Annotated in this window: 18 protein-coding genes and 3 tRNA genes; 10 read left to right on the top strand and 11 right to left on the bottom strand. The window is 70.3% G+C overall.

Translation table 11 applies throughout. The annotated features are described in order from the left end of the window. Positions 1–7: 7 nt before the first annotated feature. The 3 genes from ftsH to tilS all read right to left on the bottom strand — a co-directional run bounded on the left by ftsH (position 8) and on the right by tilS (position 3,663). Positions 8–2,023 carry an ATP-dependent zinc metalloprotease FtsH gene (ftsH, locus tag JOF37_RS10570; protein ID WP_210006774.1) on the bottom strand — a complete coding sequence of 672 codons (2,016 nt, stop codon included), beginning with the start codon at positions 2,021–2,023 and terminating at the stop codon, positions 8–10. A 77-nt stretch (positions 2,024–2,100) separates the two neighbouring features. Next, the gene (gene hpt, locus JOF37_RS10565) at positions 2,101–2,652 is read right to left on the bottom strand and encodes a hypoxanthine phosphoribosyltransferase (protein WP_210006773.1); all 552 of its coding nucleotides are present in this window, start codon (positions 2,650–2,652) and stop codon (positions 2,101–2,103) included. Positions 2,653–2,661: 9 nt separating this feature from the next. Then, positions 2,662–3,663 (bottom strand): tRNA lysidine(34) synthetase TilS, encoded by a 1,002-nt coding sequence (gene tilS / locus JOF37_RS10560; protein WP_210006772.1) that lies wholly within the window; start codon positions 3,661–3,663, stop codon positions 2,662–2,664. Between the two features lie 162 nt (positions 3,664–3,825). On the opposite strand from tilS, the gene JOF37_RS10555 reads away from it, so the two are divergent. Further along, positions 3,826–4,359, top strand: a complete 534-nt coding sequence (locus JOF37_RS10555; protein ID WP_210006771.1) for an inorganic diphosphatase — start codon at positions 3,826–3,828, stop codon at positions 4,357–4,359. Positions 4,360–4,428: 69 nt separating this feature from the next. On the opposite strand, the gene JOF37_RS10550 is transcribed toward JOF37_RS10555, so the two are convergent. After that, positions 4,429–5,877: a M23 family metallopeptidase gene (locus JOF37_RS10550; RefSeq protein ID WP_210006770.1), complete on the bottom strand. Its 1,449-nt coding sequence runs from the start codon at positions 5,875–5,877 to the stop codon at positions 4,429–4,431. Between the two features lie 246 nt (positions 5,878–6,123). On the opposite strand from JOF37_RS10550, the gene JOF37_RS10545 reads away from it, so the two are divergent. The 3 genes from JOF37_RS10545 to JOF37_RS10535 all read left to right on the top strand — a co-directional run bounded on the left by JOF37_RS10545 (position 6,124) and on the right by JOF37_RS10535 (position 6,434). Next, positions 6,124–6,196 (top strand) — tRNA-Glu (locus JOF37_RS10545). 21 nt (positions 6,197–6,217) lie between these two features. Next, a tRNA-Asp gene (locus tag JOF37_RS10540) sits at positions 6,218–6,291 on the top strand. Between the two features lie 70 nt (positions 6,292–6,361). Continuing rightward, positions 6,362–6,434, top strand: a tRNA-Phe gene (locus JOF37_RS10535). Between the two features lie 143 nt (positions 6,435–6,577). Here JOF37_RS10535 and JOF37_RS10530 read toward each other — a convergent pair. The 3 genes from JOF37_RS10530 to JOF37_RS10520 all read right to left on the bottom strand — a co-directional run bounded on the left by JOF37_RS10530 (position 6,578) and on the right by JOF37_RS10520 (position 7,736). Continuing rightward, positions 6,578–6,796, bottom strand: coding sequence for a hypothetical protein (locus JOF37_RS10530; RefSeq protein WP_210006769.1), 219 nt, complete (start codon positions 6,794–6,796; stop codon positions 6,578–6,580). Between the two features lie 138 nt (positions 6,797–6,934). Further along, on the bottom strand, positions 6,935–7,294 hold the full coding sequence (locus tag JOF37_RS10525) for a UBP-type zinc finger domain-containing protein (protein ID WP_210006768.1): 360 nt from the start codon (positions 7,292–7,294) through the stop codon (positions 6,935–6,937). A 43-nt stretch (positions 7,295–7,337) separates the two neighbouring features. After that, positions 7,338–7,736, bottom strand: coding sequence for a winged helix-turn-helix transcriptional regulator (locus JOF37_RS10520; RefSeq protein WP_271175048.1), 399 nt, complete (start codon positions 7,734–7,736; stop codon positions 7,338–7,340). Positions 7,737–7,812: 76 nt separating this feature from the next. Here JOF37_RS10520 and JOF37_RS10515 point away from each other — a divergent pair, with 76 nt between their 5' ends. Then, positions 7,813–8,223, top strand: coding sequence for a RidA family protein (locus JOF37_RS10515; protein WP_210006766.1), 411 nt, complete (start codon positions 7,813–7,815; stop codon positions 8,221–8,223). 64 nt (positions 8,224–8,287) lie between these two features. Here the strand turns inward: JOF37_RS10515 and JOF37_RS10510 are convergent, their stop codons facing one another. Further along, complete coding sequence (locus JOF37_RS10510; RefSeq protein ID WP_210006765.1) at positions 8,288–9,478, bottom strand: MFS transporter; 1,191 nt, start codon at positions 9,476–9,478, stop codon at positions 8,288–8,290. Positions 9,479–9,610: 132 nt separating this feature from the next. On the opposite strand from JOF37_RS10510, the gene JOF37_RS10505 reads away from it, so the two are divergent. Then, the gene (locus JOF37_RS10505) at positions 9,611–10,063 is read left to right on the top strand and encodes a MarR family winged helix-turn-helix transcriptional regulator (protein WP_210006764.1); all 453 of its coding nucleotides are present in this window, start codon (positions 9,611–9,613) and stop codon (positions 10,061–10,063) included. 18 nt (positions 10,064–10,081) lie between these two features. Here the strand turns inward: JOF37_RS10505 and JOF37_RS10500 are convergent, their stop codons facing one another. Together JOF37_RS10500 and JOF37_RS10495 are read right to left on the bottom strand one after the other, a co-directional pair. Further along, the gene (locus JOF37_RS10500; RefSeq protein WP_210007850.1) at positions 10,082–10,219 is read right to left on the bottom strand and encodes a hypothetical protein; all 138 of its coding nucleotides are present in this window, start codon (positions 10,217–10,219) and stop codon (positions 10,082–10,084) included. Then, positions 10,216–11,100, bottom strand: a complete 885-nt coding sequence (locus JOF37_RS10495) for a DUF72 domain-containing protein (protein ID WP_210006763.1) — start codon at positions 11,098–11,100, stop codon at positions 10,216–10,218. Before JOF37_RS10495 ends, JOF37_RS10500 begins: the two co-directional genes overlap by 4 nt. A 123-nt stretch (positions 11,101–11,223) precedes the next feature. Between JOF37_RS10495 and JOF37_RS10490 the strand changes: the two genes are divergently transcribed. The 4 genes from JOF37_RS10490 (at position 11,224) to JOF37_RS10475 (ending at position 15,670) form a co-directional block, all read left to right on the top strand. Beyond that, the gene (locus JOF37_RS10490; RefSeq protein ID WP_210006762.1) at positions 11,224–12,384 is read left to right on the top strand and encodes a polysaccharide deacetylase family protein; all 1,161 of its coding nucleotides are present in this window, start codon (positions 11,224–11,226) and stop codon (positions 12,382–12,384) included. A gap of 94 nt (positions 12,385–12,478) precedes the next feature. Next, positions 12,479–13,606 carry a glycosyltransferase gene (locus JOF37_RS10485; protein WP_210006761.1) on the top strand — a complete coding sequence of 376 codons (1,128 nt, stop codon included), beginning with the start codon at positions 12,479–12,481 and terminating at the stop codon, positions 13,604–13,606. Between the two features lie 19 nt (positions 13,607–13,625). After that, positions 13,626–13,886 (top strand): glutaredoxin family protein, encoded by a 261-nt coding sequence (locus JOF37_RS10480; RefSeq protein WP_210006760.1) that lies wholly within the window; start codon positions 13,626–13,628, stop codon positions 13,884–13,886. A 206-nt stretch (positions 13,887–14,092) separates the two neighbouring features. Then, a complete protein-coding gene (locus JOF37_RS10475) occupies positions 14,093–15,670 on the top strand; it encodes a DEAD/DEAH box helicase (RefSeq protein WP_210006759.1) in 1,578 nt (525 codons plus the stop codon). A 56-nt stretch (positions 15,671–15,726) separates the two neighbouring features. Here the strand turns inward: JOF37_RS10475 and JOF37_RS10470 are convergent, their stop codons facing one another. Continuing rightward, the gene (locus tag JOF37_RS10470) at positions 15,727–16,845 is read right to left on the bottom strand and encodes an adenosine deaminase family protein (protein ID WP_245338144.1); all 1,119 of its coding nucleotides are present in this window, start codon (positions 16,843–16,845) and stop codon (positions 15,727–15,729) included. Positions 16,846–16,851 lie beyond the last annotated feature (6 nt).

The following is a 16,851-nucleotide window of genomic DNA, read 5'->3' as shown; positions in this document are numbered from 1 at the left end:
CCCGACCCTACGCGGTCGCGGGTCGCGCCTGCCCGGACGGGCGGCGCTGCGGCGAGCGCTCGGCGGACGCCGCGGCGTCGGTCTCGGCGACGGTCGACGCGGCCAGCCCGGCCTCTTCACGACGCTTGGGGACGTCGATCGGGGGCAGGCTCGACACCGGACGGTCCTGGCTTGAGAGCCACTGCGGGCGCGGCGGGAGCTTCTTGATGTCCTTGAAGATCTCGGCGAGCTGCAGGTGGTCGAGGGTCTCCTCCTCGAGCAGCGCGAGCGCGAGCTTGTCGAGGATGTCGCGGTTGGCGTTGATCACCTCGTAGGCCTCGTTGTGGGCCTGCTCGATGAGCAGCCGCACCTCGGCGTCGACGCGCTCGGCGATCCGCTCCGAGAAGTCGCGGCCGTGACCCATGTCGCGGCCCATGAAGACCTCGCCCGACGACGAGCCGAGCTTGACGGGGCCCACCTCGGTGGTCATGCCGTACTCGGTGACCATCTTGCGGGCGATGCCGGTGGCCTTCTCGATGTCGTTCGAGGCGCCGGTGGTCGGGTCGTGGAACACGACCTCTTCGGCGACGCGGCCGCCCATGGCGTAGGTCAGCTGGTCCTGCAGCTCGTTGCGGGTGACGGAGTACTTGTCCTCGAGGGGCAGCACCATCGTGTAGCCGAGAGCCTTGCCGCGCGGCAGGATCGTGACCTTCGTCACGGGGTCGGAGTGGTTCATCGCCGCGGCGGCGAGGGCGTGACCGCCCTCGTGATACGCCGTGATCAGCTTCTCCTTGTCCTTCATGACGCGGGTGCGGCGCTGCGGACCGGCGATGACGCGGTCGATCGCCTCGTCGAGAGCGCGCATGTCGATCAGCTGCGCGTTCGAGCGCGCGGTCAGCAGCGCGGCCTCGTTCAGCACGTTGGCGAGGTCGGCACCGGTGAAGCCCGGCGTCTTGCGCGCGATCACGGCGAGGTCGACGGAGGGCGAGAGCGGCTTGCCGCGTCCGTGCACCTCGAGGATCTTCTGCCGGCCCTTCAGGTCGGGGGCGTCGACACCGATCTGACGGTCGAAGCGGCCCGGACGCAGCAGGGCGGGGTCGAGGATGTCGGGACGGTTCGTCGCCGCGATGACGAGCACCGAGACCTTGGGGTCGAAGCCGTCCATCTCGACGAGCATCTGGTTGAGCGTCTGCTCGCGCTCGTCGTGACCGCCGCCCATGCCGGCGCCGCGGTGACGACCGACGGCGTCGATCTCGTCGATGAAGATGATCGCCGGAGCGTTCTCCTTCGCCTCCTTGAAGAGGTCGCGCACGCGGCTCGCGCCGACACCGACGAACATCTCGACGAAGTCCGAGCCCGAGATCGAGTAGAAGGGCACGCCGGCCTCGCCCGCGACGGCGCGAGCGAGGAGGGTCTTACCGGTTCCGGGAGGGCCGTACAGCAGCACGCCCTTCGGGATGCGGGCGCCGACGGCCTGGAACTTCGTCGGGTCCTTGAGGAAGTCCTTGATCTCCTGCATCTCCTCGATGGCCTCGTCCGAGCCCGCGACGTCGCCGAAGGTGACCGTCGGCGTCTCCTTCGTGACGAGCTTCGCCTTGGACTTGCCGAACTGCATGACGCGGCTGCCGCCGCCCTGCGCGCTCGACATGAGGAACCAGAACAGCAGACCCAGCAGCACCAGCGGCAGCATGAGCGAGAGGAACCCGTCGAACCAGGTCGGGCGGGGGACGACGTCGTTGAACCCGTCGGACGGGTTGGCGGCATCGATCGCATCGACGACGGCTTCGGCACGCGCGGAGGTGTAGTAGAACTGCACCTGCGTCGAGCCCTCGAAGGGCTCCGACAGCGTCAGGTCCACGCGCTGATCACCGTCGGTGGTCTGCACCTCGCTGACGGTGTCGCCGCTGAGAAGCTCGAGACCCTGCTGGGTCGTGATCTGCTTCGCGCCGGTGAGGCTGGAGATCAGCATGAAGCCGATCAGCAGCAGCGCGCCGATGAGCAACACGTACATCAGCGGGTTGCGCGTGACTTTCTTGACGTCCATGGTCCGATCAGGCTACCCCGCGCGGACTATGCGCGATCTGTGCGTTCGTTTTGGGCGTACCGCACACCGCCGGTGCGTCAGCTGTAGACGTGCGGCGCGAGCACGGCGACATCCCGCAGATTGCGGTAGCGCTCGGCGTAGTCGAGGCCGTAGCCGACGACGAAGTCGTTCGGGATGTCGAAGCCGACGTACCGGCAGTCGATCTCGACCTTGGCCGCCTCAGGCTTGCGCAGCAGCGCGAGCACCTCGAGCGATTCGGCGCCGCGCGACTCGAAGTTCTCGAGCAGCCAGCTGAGGGTCAGGCCGGAGTCGATGATGTCCTCGACGATGAGCACGTGCTTGCCATGCAGGTCGGTGTCGAGGTCCTTGCGGATCTGCACCACACCGCTCGACTTCGTGCTCGCGCCGTAGGACGACACCGCCATCCAGTCCATCGTGATGTCGCGCTTGAGCGCACGGGCGAAGTCGGCCATGACCATGACCGCGCCCTTCAGGACGCCGATGAGGATGAGGTCCTTGCCCTCGTAGTCGGCCTCGACCCGGGCGGCGAGCTCGACGAGCTTGGCCTGGATCTCCTCCTCGGTGACGAGGACGTCGGTGAGCTGGTCGGCGATCTCGGCGGCACGCATGCGACGAGTTTAGGCGTCGCCCGCGCCCGCCGAGAACTCGATGAGCCGACCGACGCGGCGGGCGCGGCATCCGGGCAGGTCGATCGGTCCCTGCCCGGTGTAGTCGGTCACGAGCCGGGCGACCTCGAGGGTCTGCACGCGCGTCAGGCTCTCGTGGAACTCGCTGCGCACGACGTGGCGGATGATGCGGTGCCGCAGGGCCGGCGGATTCGCGGCGAGCGCGGCGACAGAGATCGCGATGCCCGCCTCAGCCGGCTCGACGATGTCCTCGATCGTCTCGGCGATCATGTCGTCGAACGCCCGCGCATCCTCCCGCAGCTGCTCGGCGGTGCGCGCGAGCGCCTCGGCCACACCCGGCCCGAGCTCGGCCTCGAGCACCGGCAGCACACGCTCGCGCACCCGCACCCGGCGATAGCGGTCGTCGGTGTTGTGGGGATCGAGCCAGGGCTCGAGCCCCGCCGCCGCGCAGGCGGCGGCCGTCGTCGCCCGGCGCACCTCGAGCAGGGGCCGCAGCCAGCGCACGCCCGAGACGTCGTCGATGCGCTCGGGGGTCATGCCCCCGAGGCTCGTCGCGCCGGCGCCGCGCGCGAGACCGAGCAGCACCGACTCGGCCTGGTCGTCGAGGGTGTGACCGAGCAGCACGGCCGCGGCACCGGCATCCCGCGCCGCGTCACGCAGCGCGCCGTAGCGGGCCTCGCGCGCAGCCGCCTCGGGCCCACCCGCGGACCCCACCTCGACTCGGACGACGAGCGGATCGAGCCCGAGCTCTGCCGCGGCGCGGGCGGCCGCGAGCGCGACCTCGTCCGAGCCGGCTTGCAGGCCGTGGTCGACCGTGACCGATGCCGCGCGCATCCCGAGCTTGGGAGCCTCGAAGGCCGTCGCGGCGGCCAAGGCCAGCGAGTCCGCCCCGCCCGACAGGGCGACGAGGACCGTGCCACCGGAGGGCAGTCCGGTCAGCGCGGCGCGGACAGCGCGGCGGACCTCGGCGATGGCGGGGTTCAGCGACGGCACGCCCCTACGGTATCCGGGCCCCGATGTGCCGTCCGCGGGCTGAGGGGCTCGCGCGGCCCGCCCGGGGGCATCGACACCGACGCTCAGCCTGTATGCGGCACGACGGGTCTGCGCCAGTAGGCTGGTCGCGGCATCCCACCGTCTTATCGAAGGAGCACAGGTATGGGCGCGTACGACGCCGTCATCGAGATCCCCCGCGGCAGCCGCGTGAAGTACGAAGTCGACCACGGCACGGGCCGTGTGTTCCTGGACCGCGTGCTGTTCACGCCCATGGGCTACCCCAGCAACTACGGCTTCTTCGAGAACACCCTCGGCGAAGACGGCGACCCGCTCGACGTGCTCGTGCTGCTCGACCGCGACATCTACCCCGGCGTGCTGGCGAAGGTCCGCCCCGTCGGCGTGCTCAAGATGAGCGACGAGGCCGGCGGCGACGACAAGGTCGTCGCGGTCCTGGCGAAGGACCCGCGCTGGGCGCACATCCAGGACGTCGGCGACATCGACGAGTGGACCAAGAACGAGATCGGCCACTTCTTCGAGCACTACAAGGACCTCGAGCCCAACAAGTGGGTCAAGGTCGACGAGTGGGCCGGCGCCGCCGAGGCCGAGCGCCTGGTTTCCGAGGCGTTCGAGCGCTTCGAGGAGCACGAGGGCCAGACCAAGACGCAGGGTGAGGGCGAAGCGCCCACCACGCTCTGACGTACAGACGACAAGAGGGGCGGATGTCGCGACATCCGCCCCTCTTGTCGTTCGCGCTCGGCGCCGGGATCAGACCGACACGCCGCGGTTGCGCAGGAACGGCGCCGGGTCGATGCGGACGCCGCCCTGGTAGATCTCGAAGTGCAGGTGGCAGCCCTGCGAGACGCCGGTGTTGCCGGCGTAGGCGATGACCTGTCCGGCCGAGACCCACTGGCCGTTGCTGACGTTGTAGCCGCCGTTCTGGATGTGCGCGTAGGCCGAGATGATGCCGCCGCCGTGGTCGACCTTGATGTAGTTGCCCCAGCTGCCGCTGTACGCCGCGAAGACCACGCGCCCTGCTGCCGCCGCATAGATGGGGGCGCTGCAGCCGCCGGCGAAGTCGATGCCGCGGTGGCCCGAGGTGCAGTAGCCGTTCGAGCAGATCGTGCCGCGGTTTCCGAACCACGACGAGATGTAACCGGGACCGGGACGCACCCAGCCGGACGGCTGGACCTGGCCGGCACCGCCGCCGCCGCCGCCACCGCCACCGCCACCGCCACCGCCGCCGCCGCCGCCGCCGCCGCTGGGCTTGTTGGCGGCCGCTGCGGCCGCGGCTGCTGCGGCAGCCTGGCGGCGAGCCTCTTCTTCGGCGGCGCGTCGGGCAGCCTCTTCGCGCTCGCGGCGACGACGCTCCTCGTCGCGGCGACGCTGCTCCTCGACACCGGCCTGGTAGCCGGCGACCGTGGTCGCGGTCTCGTCCTTCAGCGCGGCGAGCTGCGCCTGCAGGGTGGCCATGTTCGCCGTCTGCTCTTCGAGGGCAGCCTGCGCTGCGGCAGCGGCATCCTGCGCGGCGGCCATCTTCTGCTGGGCTTCCTGCTGCAGGCGGTCGCGCTCGTCGCGCGCGACGCCGGCCTGGTCGCTGAGGCTCTGCGCCGTCTCGCGGGCGGCGACGGCGTCGGTGTAGACGCCGCGGTTGGCCTGCAGGAGCTTGTCCATCGTGCCCAGGCGCGCGAGCAGGTCGTCGGCGCTGGCTGCCGAGTCGGAGAAGAAGAGCCGCAGGCTCGTGTCGTCGCCGCCGTTGCGGTACAGCTGCGCCGCAAGCTTGCCCGCGCGGCGGGCCGACTCGAGGGCGACCGCGGCTTGCGCGTCGGCCTCGGCCTGCAGTGCGTCAGCGCGGTAGGCGGCATCCTCGTAGTCCGCCTGCGCCTTCGCGTACTCCTCGCCGAGACGCTCGGCTTCGGCCTGCTTGTACGCGACGTCGGCGGTGAGGTCGGCGATGAGCTTCTCGATGCGGGCGATCTCCGCACCCTTGGCCTGCTCGTTCGCCTTGGCCCGCTGGACGTCCTCCCACGAGGGGTAGCCCTCGATGGCGAGAGCGGCGGGGATGCCGGGCGACAGGAACGCCGTCGCGGCGACGAACCCAACGGCTCCGAGGCCGAGCGCGCTACGGCGCGAGATCAGCTGTGACAGCTTCTTGCTCTCTGCGGGCGTCGGGGCGCAGCCGCAGTCTTCCGGGGATTCGAGGCTCTCGTATCGCACGCGGGTGATCCTCCATATCGCGTGGGCAACTCTGGTCACAGTAGCAACACACGTCCCAAGGCGAGAAGTGCAGACGAGACACCGGTGGCAGATGGGACTGCGACCGGGGCGATGACAGCCTCATCCTGCCCCGCCGACACGCCCGGGCGCCGGACGCCACGCGCTCGATTCGCACATCCGTGGGGAATCGCATATGCTTGTCCCTCGGTAAGCGTGAACGTTTGACTTCCGGGTCTGGGTTCGCTCGGCCCCATCGTTTAGCGGCCTAGGACGCCGCCCTTTCACGGCGGTAGCACGGGTTCGAATCCCGTTGGGGTCACTCCCACAACTTAATAAGCATGGCCCTGTAGCGCAGTTGGTTAGCGTGCCGCCCTGTCACGGCGGAGGTCGCGGGTTCAAGTCCCGTCAGGGTCGCTCTAAAGCGACGGGCCCTTTGGTTTCCAGAGGGCCTTTCGTCTAGGACATGGCATCTCTGACGCCATGCGGCTCTGTAGCTCAGTTGGTAGAGCGCACGACTGAAAATCGTGAGGTCACGGGATCGACGCCCGTCGGAGCCACACGGACCGTCATTACAACGGTCCCAGAAACCCTCGCCTAGCTTCTACATGGCGGGGGTTTTGCTTTGCCCCGGCGGATCGGGCCTAGCATCGCGCCGAGCACGATGAGGCGGATGCCGGCCGTGGCGGTGCGGCTCGACACGCTACGACCGGTCACCGCGGCGCGAGAACGCGAAGACGCCGATCATGACCAGGGAGGACAGGAAGGCGAGCAGACCGAGCATCTTCCCCTCTGCGTCGAGCGCGCCGAAAAGCCCCCGATCGGGGCCTTCCCCGGAAGGAACGAAGACGAGCAGGATCAGGCCGGCGACCGCGATCAGCGAGGCGAATGCGATACCGGCAGCGCGCTGGCCTCTTGTCATGGCGCGACTCTAGCCGCCTCGCCGGTCTGCGGGGCTTCTGATATTCCTCATCGCCGCGCCCGTGGGGCTTCATGGCAGCCGGTCGGATATCAGCGGCGTCGTTTTCGCGGCCGCGAGGTCGGAGATGCGGCTAGCCGGTCAGTCGGCGGTGTCGGAGCGCGATTGGAGGATCCGCAGCCAGTCCTCCGGGAGGCGATCGGCGGGCCCGGGAGTGGACTGATCCTCAGGGTGACTGTGGGGCGGAGCGAGCGCCGGGCCCACCCCCAAGGTGCGGGTGCGGAAGTCCCAGAACCAGTCCTCACCCGGCTCGAAGCTCTGGATGATCGGGTGGCCCGTCGCTTCGGCGTGGGCTGTGGAGTGACGGTTCAGCGAGTCGTCGCAGCATCCGATGTGCCCGCAGGCCGCGCAGCGGCGAAGATGCACCCACCAGGAGCCGAGCTCGTCGCATTCGACGCAGCCGTCGCCGCTGGGCGGAACGTCGGGGTCGATGAGTTTCATGGTCGCGTGCTCCCTTCAGTAGATGGTTCGAGACAAGTCGCCGTCAACGCCCGAAGCCGTCCTCGTCGTCCATCGCCTCGTCGAAGCGCCGCCGGGCGTCCTCGATGCTCGGAAGATACGCCTCAATCCAGTTGAGGATGATGTCGACGGGCGGGCGGAGCGTCTTGCCGAGCGCGGTGATGCGGTATTCGACGGCCACCGGCCGCGTCCCCAGGACGACGCGTTCCACGATGCCGTTGCGCTCGAGTCGGCGAAGCGTCGCGGTGAGCGACTTCTGCGTGACGGCGGGGATCGCGCGCCGCAGTTCGCTGAAGCGCGCGGGCCGTTCGCACAGCTCGTTCAGCACCGCGAGCGACCACTTGTCGAGCACCTGGTCGAGCAGTTCGCGATGCGGGGCGGCGATGTCGAATCGGTCGCCGCGGTGAGGAGCGGTATCGGTCACGCTACCCAGTCTCGTTGAAGGTACTGCCGAACACCAGGTAGTCATGGGATACCGCAAATCCCACCAAAGGAGCCCCATGACCGTTCGCTCGTTCTCTCCCGAAACCCTGATGCAGCCCGTCCCCTACCACCACGTCGCCGTGGGCACAGGTTCCCGTCACGTGCACGTCGCCGGTCAGATCGCTCGGGACGCCGACGGTGCGCCGACATCTCCCGGCGACCTCGCTGGCCAGGTGGCGCAGGCCCTGCGCAACACCCATGCCGGCCTCGTCAGCGCGGATGCCTCATTCACGGATGTCGTCCGGTTGACGTTCTACGTCACCGGCTGGAGCCCCGACCAGATCGACGCCTTCATGGCCGGGGTACACGAGGTGGCCGGCGAGATCGGCCTTCCCCTCCCCCTGCCGCCCGCCTCACTCATCGGCGTGGATTACCTCTTCGAGCCGGACGTGCTGGTCGAGGTGGAAGCCACGGCAATCCTCGATTGAGGCGAGCGCCCGCACCAGTCGGGCAGCTCGCCCGCCACTCTCCCCCGTCACCGGGGCGGCTCGTTCAGCGGCCCACGGCCACGGCGGCATCCGGCTCCGCCACCCTCGCGGCCTGCCGTCGCGCAGTTCCGGCGGCGATGAGCATCACTACGACGGCGCCGACCGTCACGAGGGCGCCCGACCACAGCGGCGAGGTGAAGCCGAGACCCGCGGCGATCGTGAGCCCGCCGATCCAGGCACCCAGGGCGTTGCCCAGGTTGAAGGCGGCGATGTTGGCACCGCTGGCGAGCGTGGGCGCGGTCGAGGCGTACTGCATGATGCGCGTCTGCAGGGGCGGGACCGTCGCGAACCCGAAACCGCCCATCAGCACGAGCGACACGACCGTGAGCACCGGGTTCGCCGCGACGAGCGCGAACACCGCCAGCACGAGCGTCAGGCCGACCAACACGGCGATGAGCGTGCCGTCGATCGAGCGGGCCGCGAGACGCCCGCCGACGTGGTTGCCGATGAACAGGCCGACGCCGAAGACGACGAGCAGCCACGGCACCGCGGGCGCGTCGAAGCCCGACACCTCGGTCAGGGTGAAGGCGATGTAGGTGAAGGCGCCGAACATGCCGCCGAAGCCGAGCACGGTCACCGCGAGCGAGAGCCAGACCTGCCCCGAACGGAACGCGCTGAGCTCCTGGCTCAGGCTGGGCGGAGTCTCCCGGCGCAGGTTGGGCACGAGCAGCGCGATGCCGACGAAGGCGATGACGCCGATGATCGTGATCGCCCAGAAGGTCGAGCGCCAGCCGAACGCCTGGCCGAGGAACGTGCCGAAGGGCACACCGAGCACGTTCGACGCGGTCAGCCCGGTGAACATGATGGCCACAGCGGCGCTCTTGCGCTCGGGAGCGACCATCTCGGCGGCGACGACGGCGCCGATGCCGAAGAACGCGCCGTGGCAGAGGGCGGCGACGATGCGTCCGAGCAGCATGAGGCCGTAGGTCGGCGCCAGCGCCGAGATCAGGTTGCCGAGGATGAAGAGCACGACCAGCCCGAGCAGCACGCGCTTGCGCGGCAGCTTCGTCGTCGCAGCGGTCAGCCCGAGCGCCCCCGCCATGACGGCGAGCGCGTATCCGGTGACGAGCCAGCCCGCCGTCGTCTCCGAGACGGCGAAGTCGCGCGCCACCTCGGGCAGCAGGCCCGTGATGACGAACTCGGTCAGTCCGATGCCGAATCCTCCGATCGCGAGCGCGATCAGTCCTGCGGGCATGGTGTTCTCCTTCTTCCTGGCGCGAAGCCCGGACGTTGCGTACGCTGTTAGTTGCAAGCGCAAAGAGATAGTTGCACACGCGGACTATCGGCGCAAGCAATCACGGCGCAATCAATCACAGGGAGGTGCGCGATGAGCGTGGATGACGGTGCGCTCGAGGTGCGCGCGCAAGGGTGGCGGACGCTGACCGCCCTGCACTCGCTCGTCGAGGACGAACTGACGGCGGCGCTGCGACAGGTCGATCTCTCCGTCGTGGAGTACTCCGTGCTCGACGCCCTCGCCCGGCAGGACGGCTGGCACATGCGGATGCAGCAGCTCGCGCGGGCCGCCGCGCTCAGCCCCTCCGCGACCACCCGCCTGGTCACACGGCTCGAAGATCGCCACCTGCTGACGCGCATCCTGTGCGCCGACGACCGCCGCGGCCTCTACACGGAGCTGACCGAGGCGGGCGTTGCAGCCCTCGAGACGGCGCGGCCGATCCACGCCGCCGCCCTGACTGCCGCCCTCGCCCGCGCCCGCGCCATCCCCGAGCTCGAACCCCTCGTCGCCGCGATGGAGCAGGTCGCGGCCGTCCCCGCCTCCTGAGCCGGCGGCAGCCGGCCGCTACGTCGGCTCGGTGACGCGGACGAGGCCGCAGTTCAGGCACGACCACGCGACGATGAACGCCTCGTCGTCGAGGATCTCGAAGCGCAGCGGATCGCCGCACGTGGGGCAGACCCCCGGTGCCGGCTGACCGCTCACGATCCCGCCCCCGCCGCGTCGCCGAAGCGCGCGGCGAGCGCGACCGCGTCGTGCGGTGCCCGCCCGCGGGCGTCGTTGTCGAAATAGACCCACACGTCGCGCGGGCGACCGTCGGATGCCGCCGTGCCGTCGGCCCAGCCGCGGATGCGGTCGGCCCATTCGTCGAGCTCGGCGTCGGTGTACCCGCTGGCGTAGAGGTCGGTCGCCCCGTGCAACCGCACGTACACGTGGTCGCCGGTCGTGACCTCGTTGAAGCGCGGGAAGCGCCCCGCGGTGTCGGCGACGACGAGCGCGGTGTCGTGGGCGCGGAGCAGCGCGACCGCGGCATCCGATCCGAAGCCCGCCGATCGCGGCTCCAGCGCGTGCCGGATCGGGCGGTCGTCGTCGATTCGCAGCCACGCGCGACCGTCGAGCCGTGCGTCGTGACGCTCGGCCAGGGCGAGCGCCTCGCCCATCGTGCGCGGCAGCACCGCGAGGAACTCCGCGAGCACGCCGGGGTCGAACTCCTCGCGCTCGGGCAGTTGCCACAGCACCGGCCCGAGCTGCGGACCGAGCGCGAGCACCCCCGAGGCGAAGAAGTTCGCCAGCGCCGTCTCGACGCCGCGCAGCCGCAGCATGTGCGTCACATAGCGCGAGCCCTTCACGGCGAAGACGAACGAGTCGGGCACCTCGCTGCGCCACCGCTGATAGCTCGACGGGCGCTGCAGCGAGTAGAACGATCCGTTCAGCTCGGCCGTCGTCATCCGCTGGCCGACGTACTCCAGCTCGCGCCGCTGCGCGAGTCCGCGCGGGTAGAAGTCGCCGCGCCAGCCGGCGTAGCGCCACCCCGAGATGCCGACGCGCACACGCCCCGCGGGTGGGGCAGGCGTGACCGAGCTCATGCTCCAGGATTATCCGATCGCGCGGCCGGGGCGAAGGGGCTTGTCGTCCACACTCGCGCGGGGCTAGCACCGCTCGAGCCCTAGGATTCGACCGGGGCATCGGCACGCGCAACAGGGGGAACCATGGCCGCTACACGTCGCACGAACGCGCAACGGCGCCGCACGCGACGGGCGGTGGGCATCGGTGTCGCGATCGCCGCCGTGACCGCGGTCGGAGCCGTGGCGGGGTGGTTCGCGGTCGACGCGATGCTGCGAGCCGACGCGTCCGAGCGGTCGGCGGCATCCGATCCCACCCCGATTCCGACGGGCACCCCGACCCCCTCGGCCACGCCGCTCAGCCCGGCGCAACAGCTGCTCGCCGGCTCGACCGACCCGAACGCGTGCGCCGTGTCGTTCGCCGGTGACGGCGTCGACATCGCGCCCGTCCTCGAGACGCAGGGCCAGCTGTACGCCGCACTGCCGATCCCCGCGCGCGACGGCCAGGTGTTCGCCGGGTGGTACGTCACCGCCGAGGATGCCGCGGCCCTGTCGATCCCCGGACGCCTCAACGGCGCGGATGCCGTCGCCTGCGAGGCCCGCGAACGCACCGTGTACGCCGCGTGGATGACTTCCGACGCGAATGCGGCCGCCGCGACGCGGGTGCCGATCCTGATGTACCACCAGTTCACGACGAAGCCCGAGGGCGAGTCCGGCTGGCTGCGCGGCAACTACGCGTACGTCGGTGACTGGGAGGCGCACCTCGCGTACATCGCAGACCAGCAGTTCTACCTGCCGACGTGGCCCGAGGTCAGCGCTTTCATCGACGGGCGGCTCTTCCTGCCCGACCACTCGGTGATCCTCACCGACGACGACGCCGACCCCACGTGGCTCGAGCTGGCGGTGCCGCTGGTCGAGAAGTACGGCGTGATGACGACATCCTTCGTCATCACGATCAACGGAGCCGGTCCCGAGCTGACGCCGTACGTCCTCAAGCGCTCGCACACCCACGACATGCACACCGCCGGGGCCGACGGACAGGGCCGCATCGTCAACTGGTCGCACGACGAGATCGTCGCCGACCTCGAGACGTCGGCGGGCGTGCTCGGCGGCACGAAGGAGGTCATCGCGTATCCCTTCGGGCACCACGACGACGCCGCGAAGCAGGCGGTGGCGGATGCCGGCTTCGAGATGGCTCGCACGATCGAGCCCGGCTACGTCACCATCGGCACCGACAAGCTCGCGCTGCCGACCGTGCGGATCAACTACGGGATGACCGTAGATGACCTGCAGAAGGCCATCGGGTGAATCTCAGAGCATTTCTGAAAGTTCAACCGGTTGTCCCCATATCAATCCTCAGTACTGTGTGAACTCCCCCGTTCTTCCGGAATCGCGAGCGCACATGGATCTGACGATCGTCGTCCCGACCTTCAACGAAGGTCCGAACGTCGCCGAACTGCTCCGACGCATCGGCGACGCGGTCGACGACCGGATGATCGAGGTCCTCTTCGTCGACGACTCGACCGATGACACCCCGCAGATCATCGAGCGGGCCGCAGCGCACACCGATTTCCCGGTGCGCCTCATCCACCGCGACGCCCCCGTCGCCGGGCTCGGCGGCGCCGTCGTCGAAGGCATGAAGGCCGCGGCATCCTCGTGGTGCCTCGTCATGGACGGCGACCTGCAGCACCCGCCCGAGGACATCCCGCGCCTGCTCGCCCGCGCCGACCGCGGTGACGTCGACGTCGTGGTGGCCTCGCGGTACATCGCGGGCGGCGACTCGAAGGGGCTGGCCGACGCCACCCGCACCACGGTGTCGCGGGCGTCGACGCTGCTGACGAAGGCGATGTTCCCGCGCAAGCTCGGCGAATGCAGCGATCCCATGACCGGGTTCTTCCTCGTCGACCGCGACGCGATCGACATCGACGCGCTGCGTCCGCGCGGGTTCAAGATCCTGCTCGAGATCCTCGCGCGCCGCCACCTGCGCGTCTCGGAGGTGCCGTTCGCATTCGCGCCGCGGTACGCCGGCGCCTCGAAGGCGACGTTCACGCAGGGCATCCGCTTCCTCACGCAGCTGCTCATGCTCCGCTTCGGCCGCATGTCGGCGTTCGCCCTCGTCGGCGGGGTCGGCGCAATCGCGAACCTCGTGATCATGTGGGGTCTGATCCGTCTGGGCATGGACTACCTGCCGGCCTCGATCATCGCCAGCGAGATCACCATCATCGGCAACTTCCTGCTGCTGGAGTACCTCGTCTTCTCGGACATGCGCTCCGAGTCGGGCTCAATGACGCAACGGTTCGTCAAATCGTTCACGTTCAACAACGCCGAAGCGATCATCCGGATCCCCGTGCTGTGGGTGCTCGTCGAGAACGCCCACATCCCCAGCGTCATCGCCGCCGGGCTGACGCTCGTCGCAGCCTTCGTCGTGCGGTTCGTCTTCCACGCCCTCGTCGTCTACGCCCCCAAGAAGCAGCGCGTGGCCCCGGCGCTCGAACCGGCACGCGAGCGGGCCCGCGCCCTCGAGTCCTGAGCGGTCGTACGCTGGAGGGATGAGCGTTTCCTCCGACACCATCACGATGTTCGGCGCGGACTGGTGCCGCGACTGCCGCCGCACCAAGGCGCAGCTCGACGGGCTGGGCGTCGCGTACACCTACGTCGACCTCGAGGCCGACCCGGCCGCCGCCGACGTCGCGCGCGACATCTCCGGTCGCACGCAGATCCCCGTCGTGGTCTACCCCGACGCGACCCACCACGTCGAGCCGAGCAACGACGACGTGGCGGCCAAGCTGCGCGAGCTCTCGCTCATCTGACCGTTCTCCGGGCCGTCCGGGCGGGCTGATCGACCGGCCCTGATAGACTGGTGGTTCCTGCGGCGCACTCGCGCCGCACGCGTCGTAGAACGCCTTCCGCTCATCGGGTCACGACCCCGCGGACACTTTCGTACGGCGACCCCGCATGCGCACCCGCATCCGGGCCACCGATCAGGGCGCCGACGTGTGCCCGGAGAACGCTCCCCATGACTGACACCGCTTTCCGCACGCTCGGCGTGCCCGCTCCTCTCGTCGAGGCCCTCGCGAAGGACGGCAAGACGACCGCCTTCCCGATCCAGGTCGACACCCTGCCCGACACGCTCGCCGGGCGCGACGTGCTCGGCCGCGGCAAGACCGGCTCGGGCAAGACGCTGGCCTTCTCGATCCCGATGGCCGCGCGCCTCGGGGGCGAGCTCGCCGGCGGGGCGCGCCGCGCCACCCGCATCCTCGGCCTCGTCCTCGCCCCGACCCGCGAGCTGGCGACCCAGATCAACGCGACGCTCGAGCCCCTCGCCGCCGCGTACGGCATGAAGACGACCACCATCTTCGGCGGCGTCAACCAGAACCGCCAGGTGCAGGCGCTGAACGCCGGCGTCGACATCGTCGTGGCGTGCCCCGGCCGCCTCGAAGACCTGCTGCAGCAGCGTCACCTGACGCTCGACTCGGTCGAGATCACCGTCATCGACGAGGCCGACCACATGGCCGACCTCGGCTTCCTGCCGGCGGTCACCCGCATCCTCGACAAGACGCCGCGCGACGGCCAGCGCATGCTCTTCAGCGCGACGCTCGACAACGGCGTGGACAAGCTCGTCAAGCGCTTCCTGCAGAACGAGGTGCTGCACTCGGTCGACGAGGCGCACTCCCCCGTCGCGGCGATGACCCACCACGTGTTCCACGTGGCCGGCGCCGAGGAGAAGAAGGATGTCGTCACCGCGCTCGCCTCGGGCATGGGCCGGCGCATCCTCTTCACTCGCACCAAGCACGCCGCGAAGAAGCTCGCGAAGCAGCTGACCGCGCAGGGCATCCCCTCGGTCGACCTGCACGGCAACCTCTCGCAGCCGCAGCGCGACCGCAACCTCGCCGCGTTCTCGAGCGGCGCCGCGAAGGTGCTCGTCGCGACCGACGTCGCCGCCCGCGGCGTGCACGTCGACGACGTCGAGCTCGTCGTCCACGTCGACCCGCCCATGGAGCACAAGGCGTACCTGCACCGCTCAGGCCGCACCGCCCGCGCCGGCGCCGAGGGCGCCGTGGTGACCCTCGTGCTGCCGGGGCAGGAGCGCGACGTCAAGGACCTGCTGCGCAAGGCCGCCATCGCGGTCACCCCCGAGACGGTGACGGCCACCTCGCCCGCCGTCACGGCGCTCGTCGGCAAGGTCGCCCCCTACGTCGCACCGGCGCCGGTCGAGGCCGCGCCGCGCGGCACGAGCCAGGGCGCGAACGCCCAGCGCAAGCGCGCGGCCCGCGATGCCCGTGAGGGTGGCGCGTCGAACGGCGGCGGTCGTTCCGGCGGTCGCGGTCGCGGCGGACGCGGTCAGGGTCAGGGCACGGCCGGCGGTCGCGACGGTCAGGCCGCCCGCACGGGCGGTCAGGGCGGTCAGCAGAGCCGTGGCCAGCAGTCCGCACGCAGCGGTCAGCCCGCCGAGCGCCCGGCGCGCGAGAGCCGGGATGCCGCACCCGCGGGCAACGCGCGCCGCACCGGCCGCCGCGCGACCTCGGCCGGCGGCAAGCTGACGGTCGGCTCGGTCGTGCGCCCCAACACCGCGGGCCGCCGCTCGGGCCGCTGAGCCCCTCCGACACCACGAAGGTGGCGCGTCGGCACCTTTTCGCTGTGCGGTGAGCCTCAGGAGAGGGAGAACTCGGCGTCGAGGGCCTCGATCTCGCGGGTGACCTCGGCGACGCGCCGGGCACGGAGGTCGGCGGGAAGCCAGGATGCCTCGAACGACGCGATCGCCATGCGCCGGATCTGCGCGTGCGTGGCCCCGATCTGCTCCGACACGATGCCGTACTCGGCGGCGAGCGTCGTCGGGAACATGCCCGGGTCGTCCGAGCACGGGATGACGTTGAGCCCGGCGTCCAGCATCGCGGCGATCGACGCGCGGCGCCACGGGCGCCACGAGCGCCGCGACGTCGTGGAGGCCACGGTGAACGACACCTGCTCGTCGCGCATGCGGGCCACGACGGCGTCATCCTCGAGCACGTAATAGCCGTGATCGATGCGGTCGCACCCGAGCACATCGAGGCACGTGATCGTGTTGACGGCGGTCGGGGCATGCTCCGACGAGTGCGCCGTGCGACCGAGCCCGGCCTCGCCGGCGAGGCGGTACGCGTCGGCGAAGCGCTCGGGCGGACCGGCGGTCTCGAGGTTGTCGAGGCCGATGCCGGCGACGTACTCGTGCGGGTTGTCGACGACGCGGCGCACGACCTCGAGGGCCTCCTCGCCGCTGCGGCTGCGGTCGATGCCCTGGATCATGAGACCGGTCATGCCGAAGTCGCGCTCGGCCATCCGGATGCCCTCGGCATACGCCTCGACCGCGCCCCGGTATCCGAGCGACGCCAGGTGCGGCGGCAGCGCGTCGAAGAACAGCTCGAGGTGACGCGTGCCGCTGGTGCGGTGGGCGTCCTCGAACGCCTCGTAGACGATGCGCGTCAGGTCGTCGGCATCGCGCAGCACCTCGACGACCCAATTCGACACCTGGAACAGCGAGTACGACACCTCGGGCTCGTCGGCCGAGCGCTCCTGCGGCACCGGGATGCGGGTGTTCCGGTACAGCGCGGGGTCGGGCGGCAGCGAGTTGATGTCGGCGAAGATGCGCTCGGGGTCGGCGGGCAGCTCGAGCGCTTCGCGCCGGGCCAGCTCGGCGAAGGTCGACGGCCGCACGGTGCCGATGAGATGGCAGTGCAGGTCGGCCTTCGGCAGGCGCTGGAGGTAGTCGGCGGGGAGCGGTGGTGCGGAGGTCATGGTGCC

Origin of the sequence: Microbacterium imperiale (assembly GCF_017876655.1) — a bacterium.
In the GTDB taxonomy this organism is placed as follows: domain Bacteria; phylum Actinomycetota; class Actinomycetes; order Actinomycetales; family Microbacteriaceae; genus Microbacterium; species Microbacterium imperiale.
Note: the sequence above shows the minus strand (reverse complement) of the source record. Positions and strands in the feature narration are given on the sequence as shown.

Excerpts from the sequence above, each read along its gene's own strand:
- JOF37_RS10530 (WP_210006769.1), bottom strand. The coding sequence starts at position 6,796 with ATGACAAGAGGCCAGCGCGCTGCCGGTATCGCATTCGCCTCGCTGATC.
- JOF37_RS10490 (WP_210006762.1), top strand. The coding sequence starts at position 11,224 with ATGGCCGCTACACGTCGCACGAACGCGCAACGGCGCCGCACGCGACGG.
- JOF37_RS10495 (WP_210006763.1), bottom strand. The coding sequence starts at position 11,100 with ATGAGCTCGGTCACGCCTGCCCCACCCGCGGGGCGTGTGCGCGTCGGC.
- JOF37_RS10525 (WP_210006768.1), bottom strand. The coding sequence starts at position 7,294 with ATGAAACTCATCGACCCCGACGTTCCGCCCAGCGGCGACGGCTGCGTC.
- JOF37_RS10505 (WP_210006764.1), top strand. The coding sequence starts at position 9,611 with ATGAGCGTGGATGACGGTGCGCTCGAGGTGCGCGCGCAAGGGTGGCGG.
- JOF37_RS10515 (WP_210006766.1), top strand. The coding sequence starts at position 7,813 with ATGACCGTTCGCTCGTTCTCTCCCGAAACCCTGATGCAGCCCGTCCCC.
- JOF37_RS10475 (WP_210006759.1), top strand. The coding sequence starts at position 14,093 with ATGACTGACACCGCTTTCCGCACGCTCGGCGTGCCCGCTCCTCTCGTC.
- hpt (WP_210006773.1), bottom strand. The coding sequence starts at position 2,652 with ATGCGTGCCGCCGAGATCGCCGACCAGCTCACCGACGTCCTCGTCACC.
- JOF37_RS10470 (WP_245338144.1), bottom strand. The coding sequence starts at position 16,845 with ATGACCTCCGCACCACCGCTCCCCGCCGACTACCTCCAGCGCCTGCCG.
- JOF37_RS10510 (WP_210006765.1), bottom strand. The coding sequence starts at position 9,478 with ATGCCCGCAGGACTGATCGCGCTCGCGATCGGAGGATTCGGCATCGGA.
- JOF37_RS10480 (WP_210006760.1), top strand. The coding sequence starts at position 13,626 with ATGAGCGTTTCCTCCGACACCATCACGATGTTCGGCGCGGACTGGTGC.
- JOF37_RS10555 (WP_210006771.1), top strand. The coding sequence starts at position 3,826 with ATGGGCGCGTACGACGCCGTCATCGAGATCCCCCGCGGCAGCCGCGTG.
- ftsH (WP_210006774.1), bottom strand. The coding sequence starts at position 2,023 with ATGGACGTCAAGAAAGTCACGCGCAACCCGCTGATGTACGTGTTGCTC.
- JOF37_RS10485 (WP_210006761.1), top strand. The coding sequence starts at position 12,479 with ATGGATCTGACGATCGTCGTCCCGACCTTCAACGAAGGTCCGAACGTC.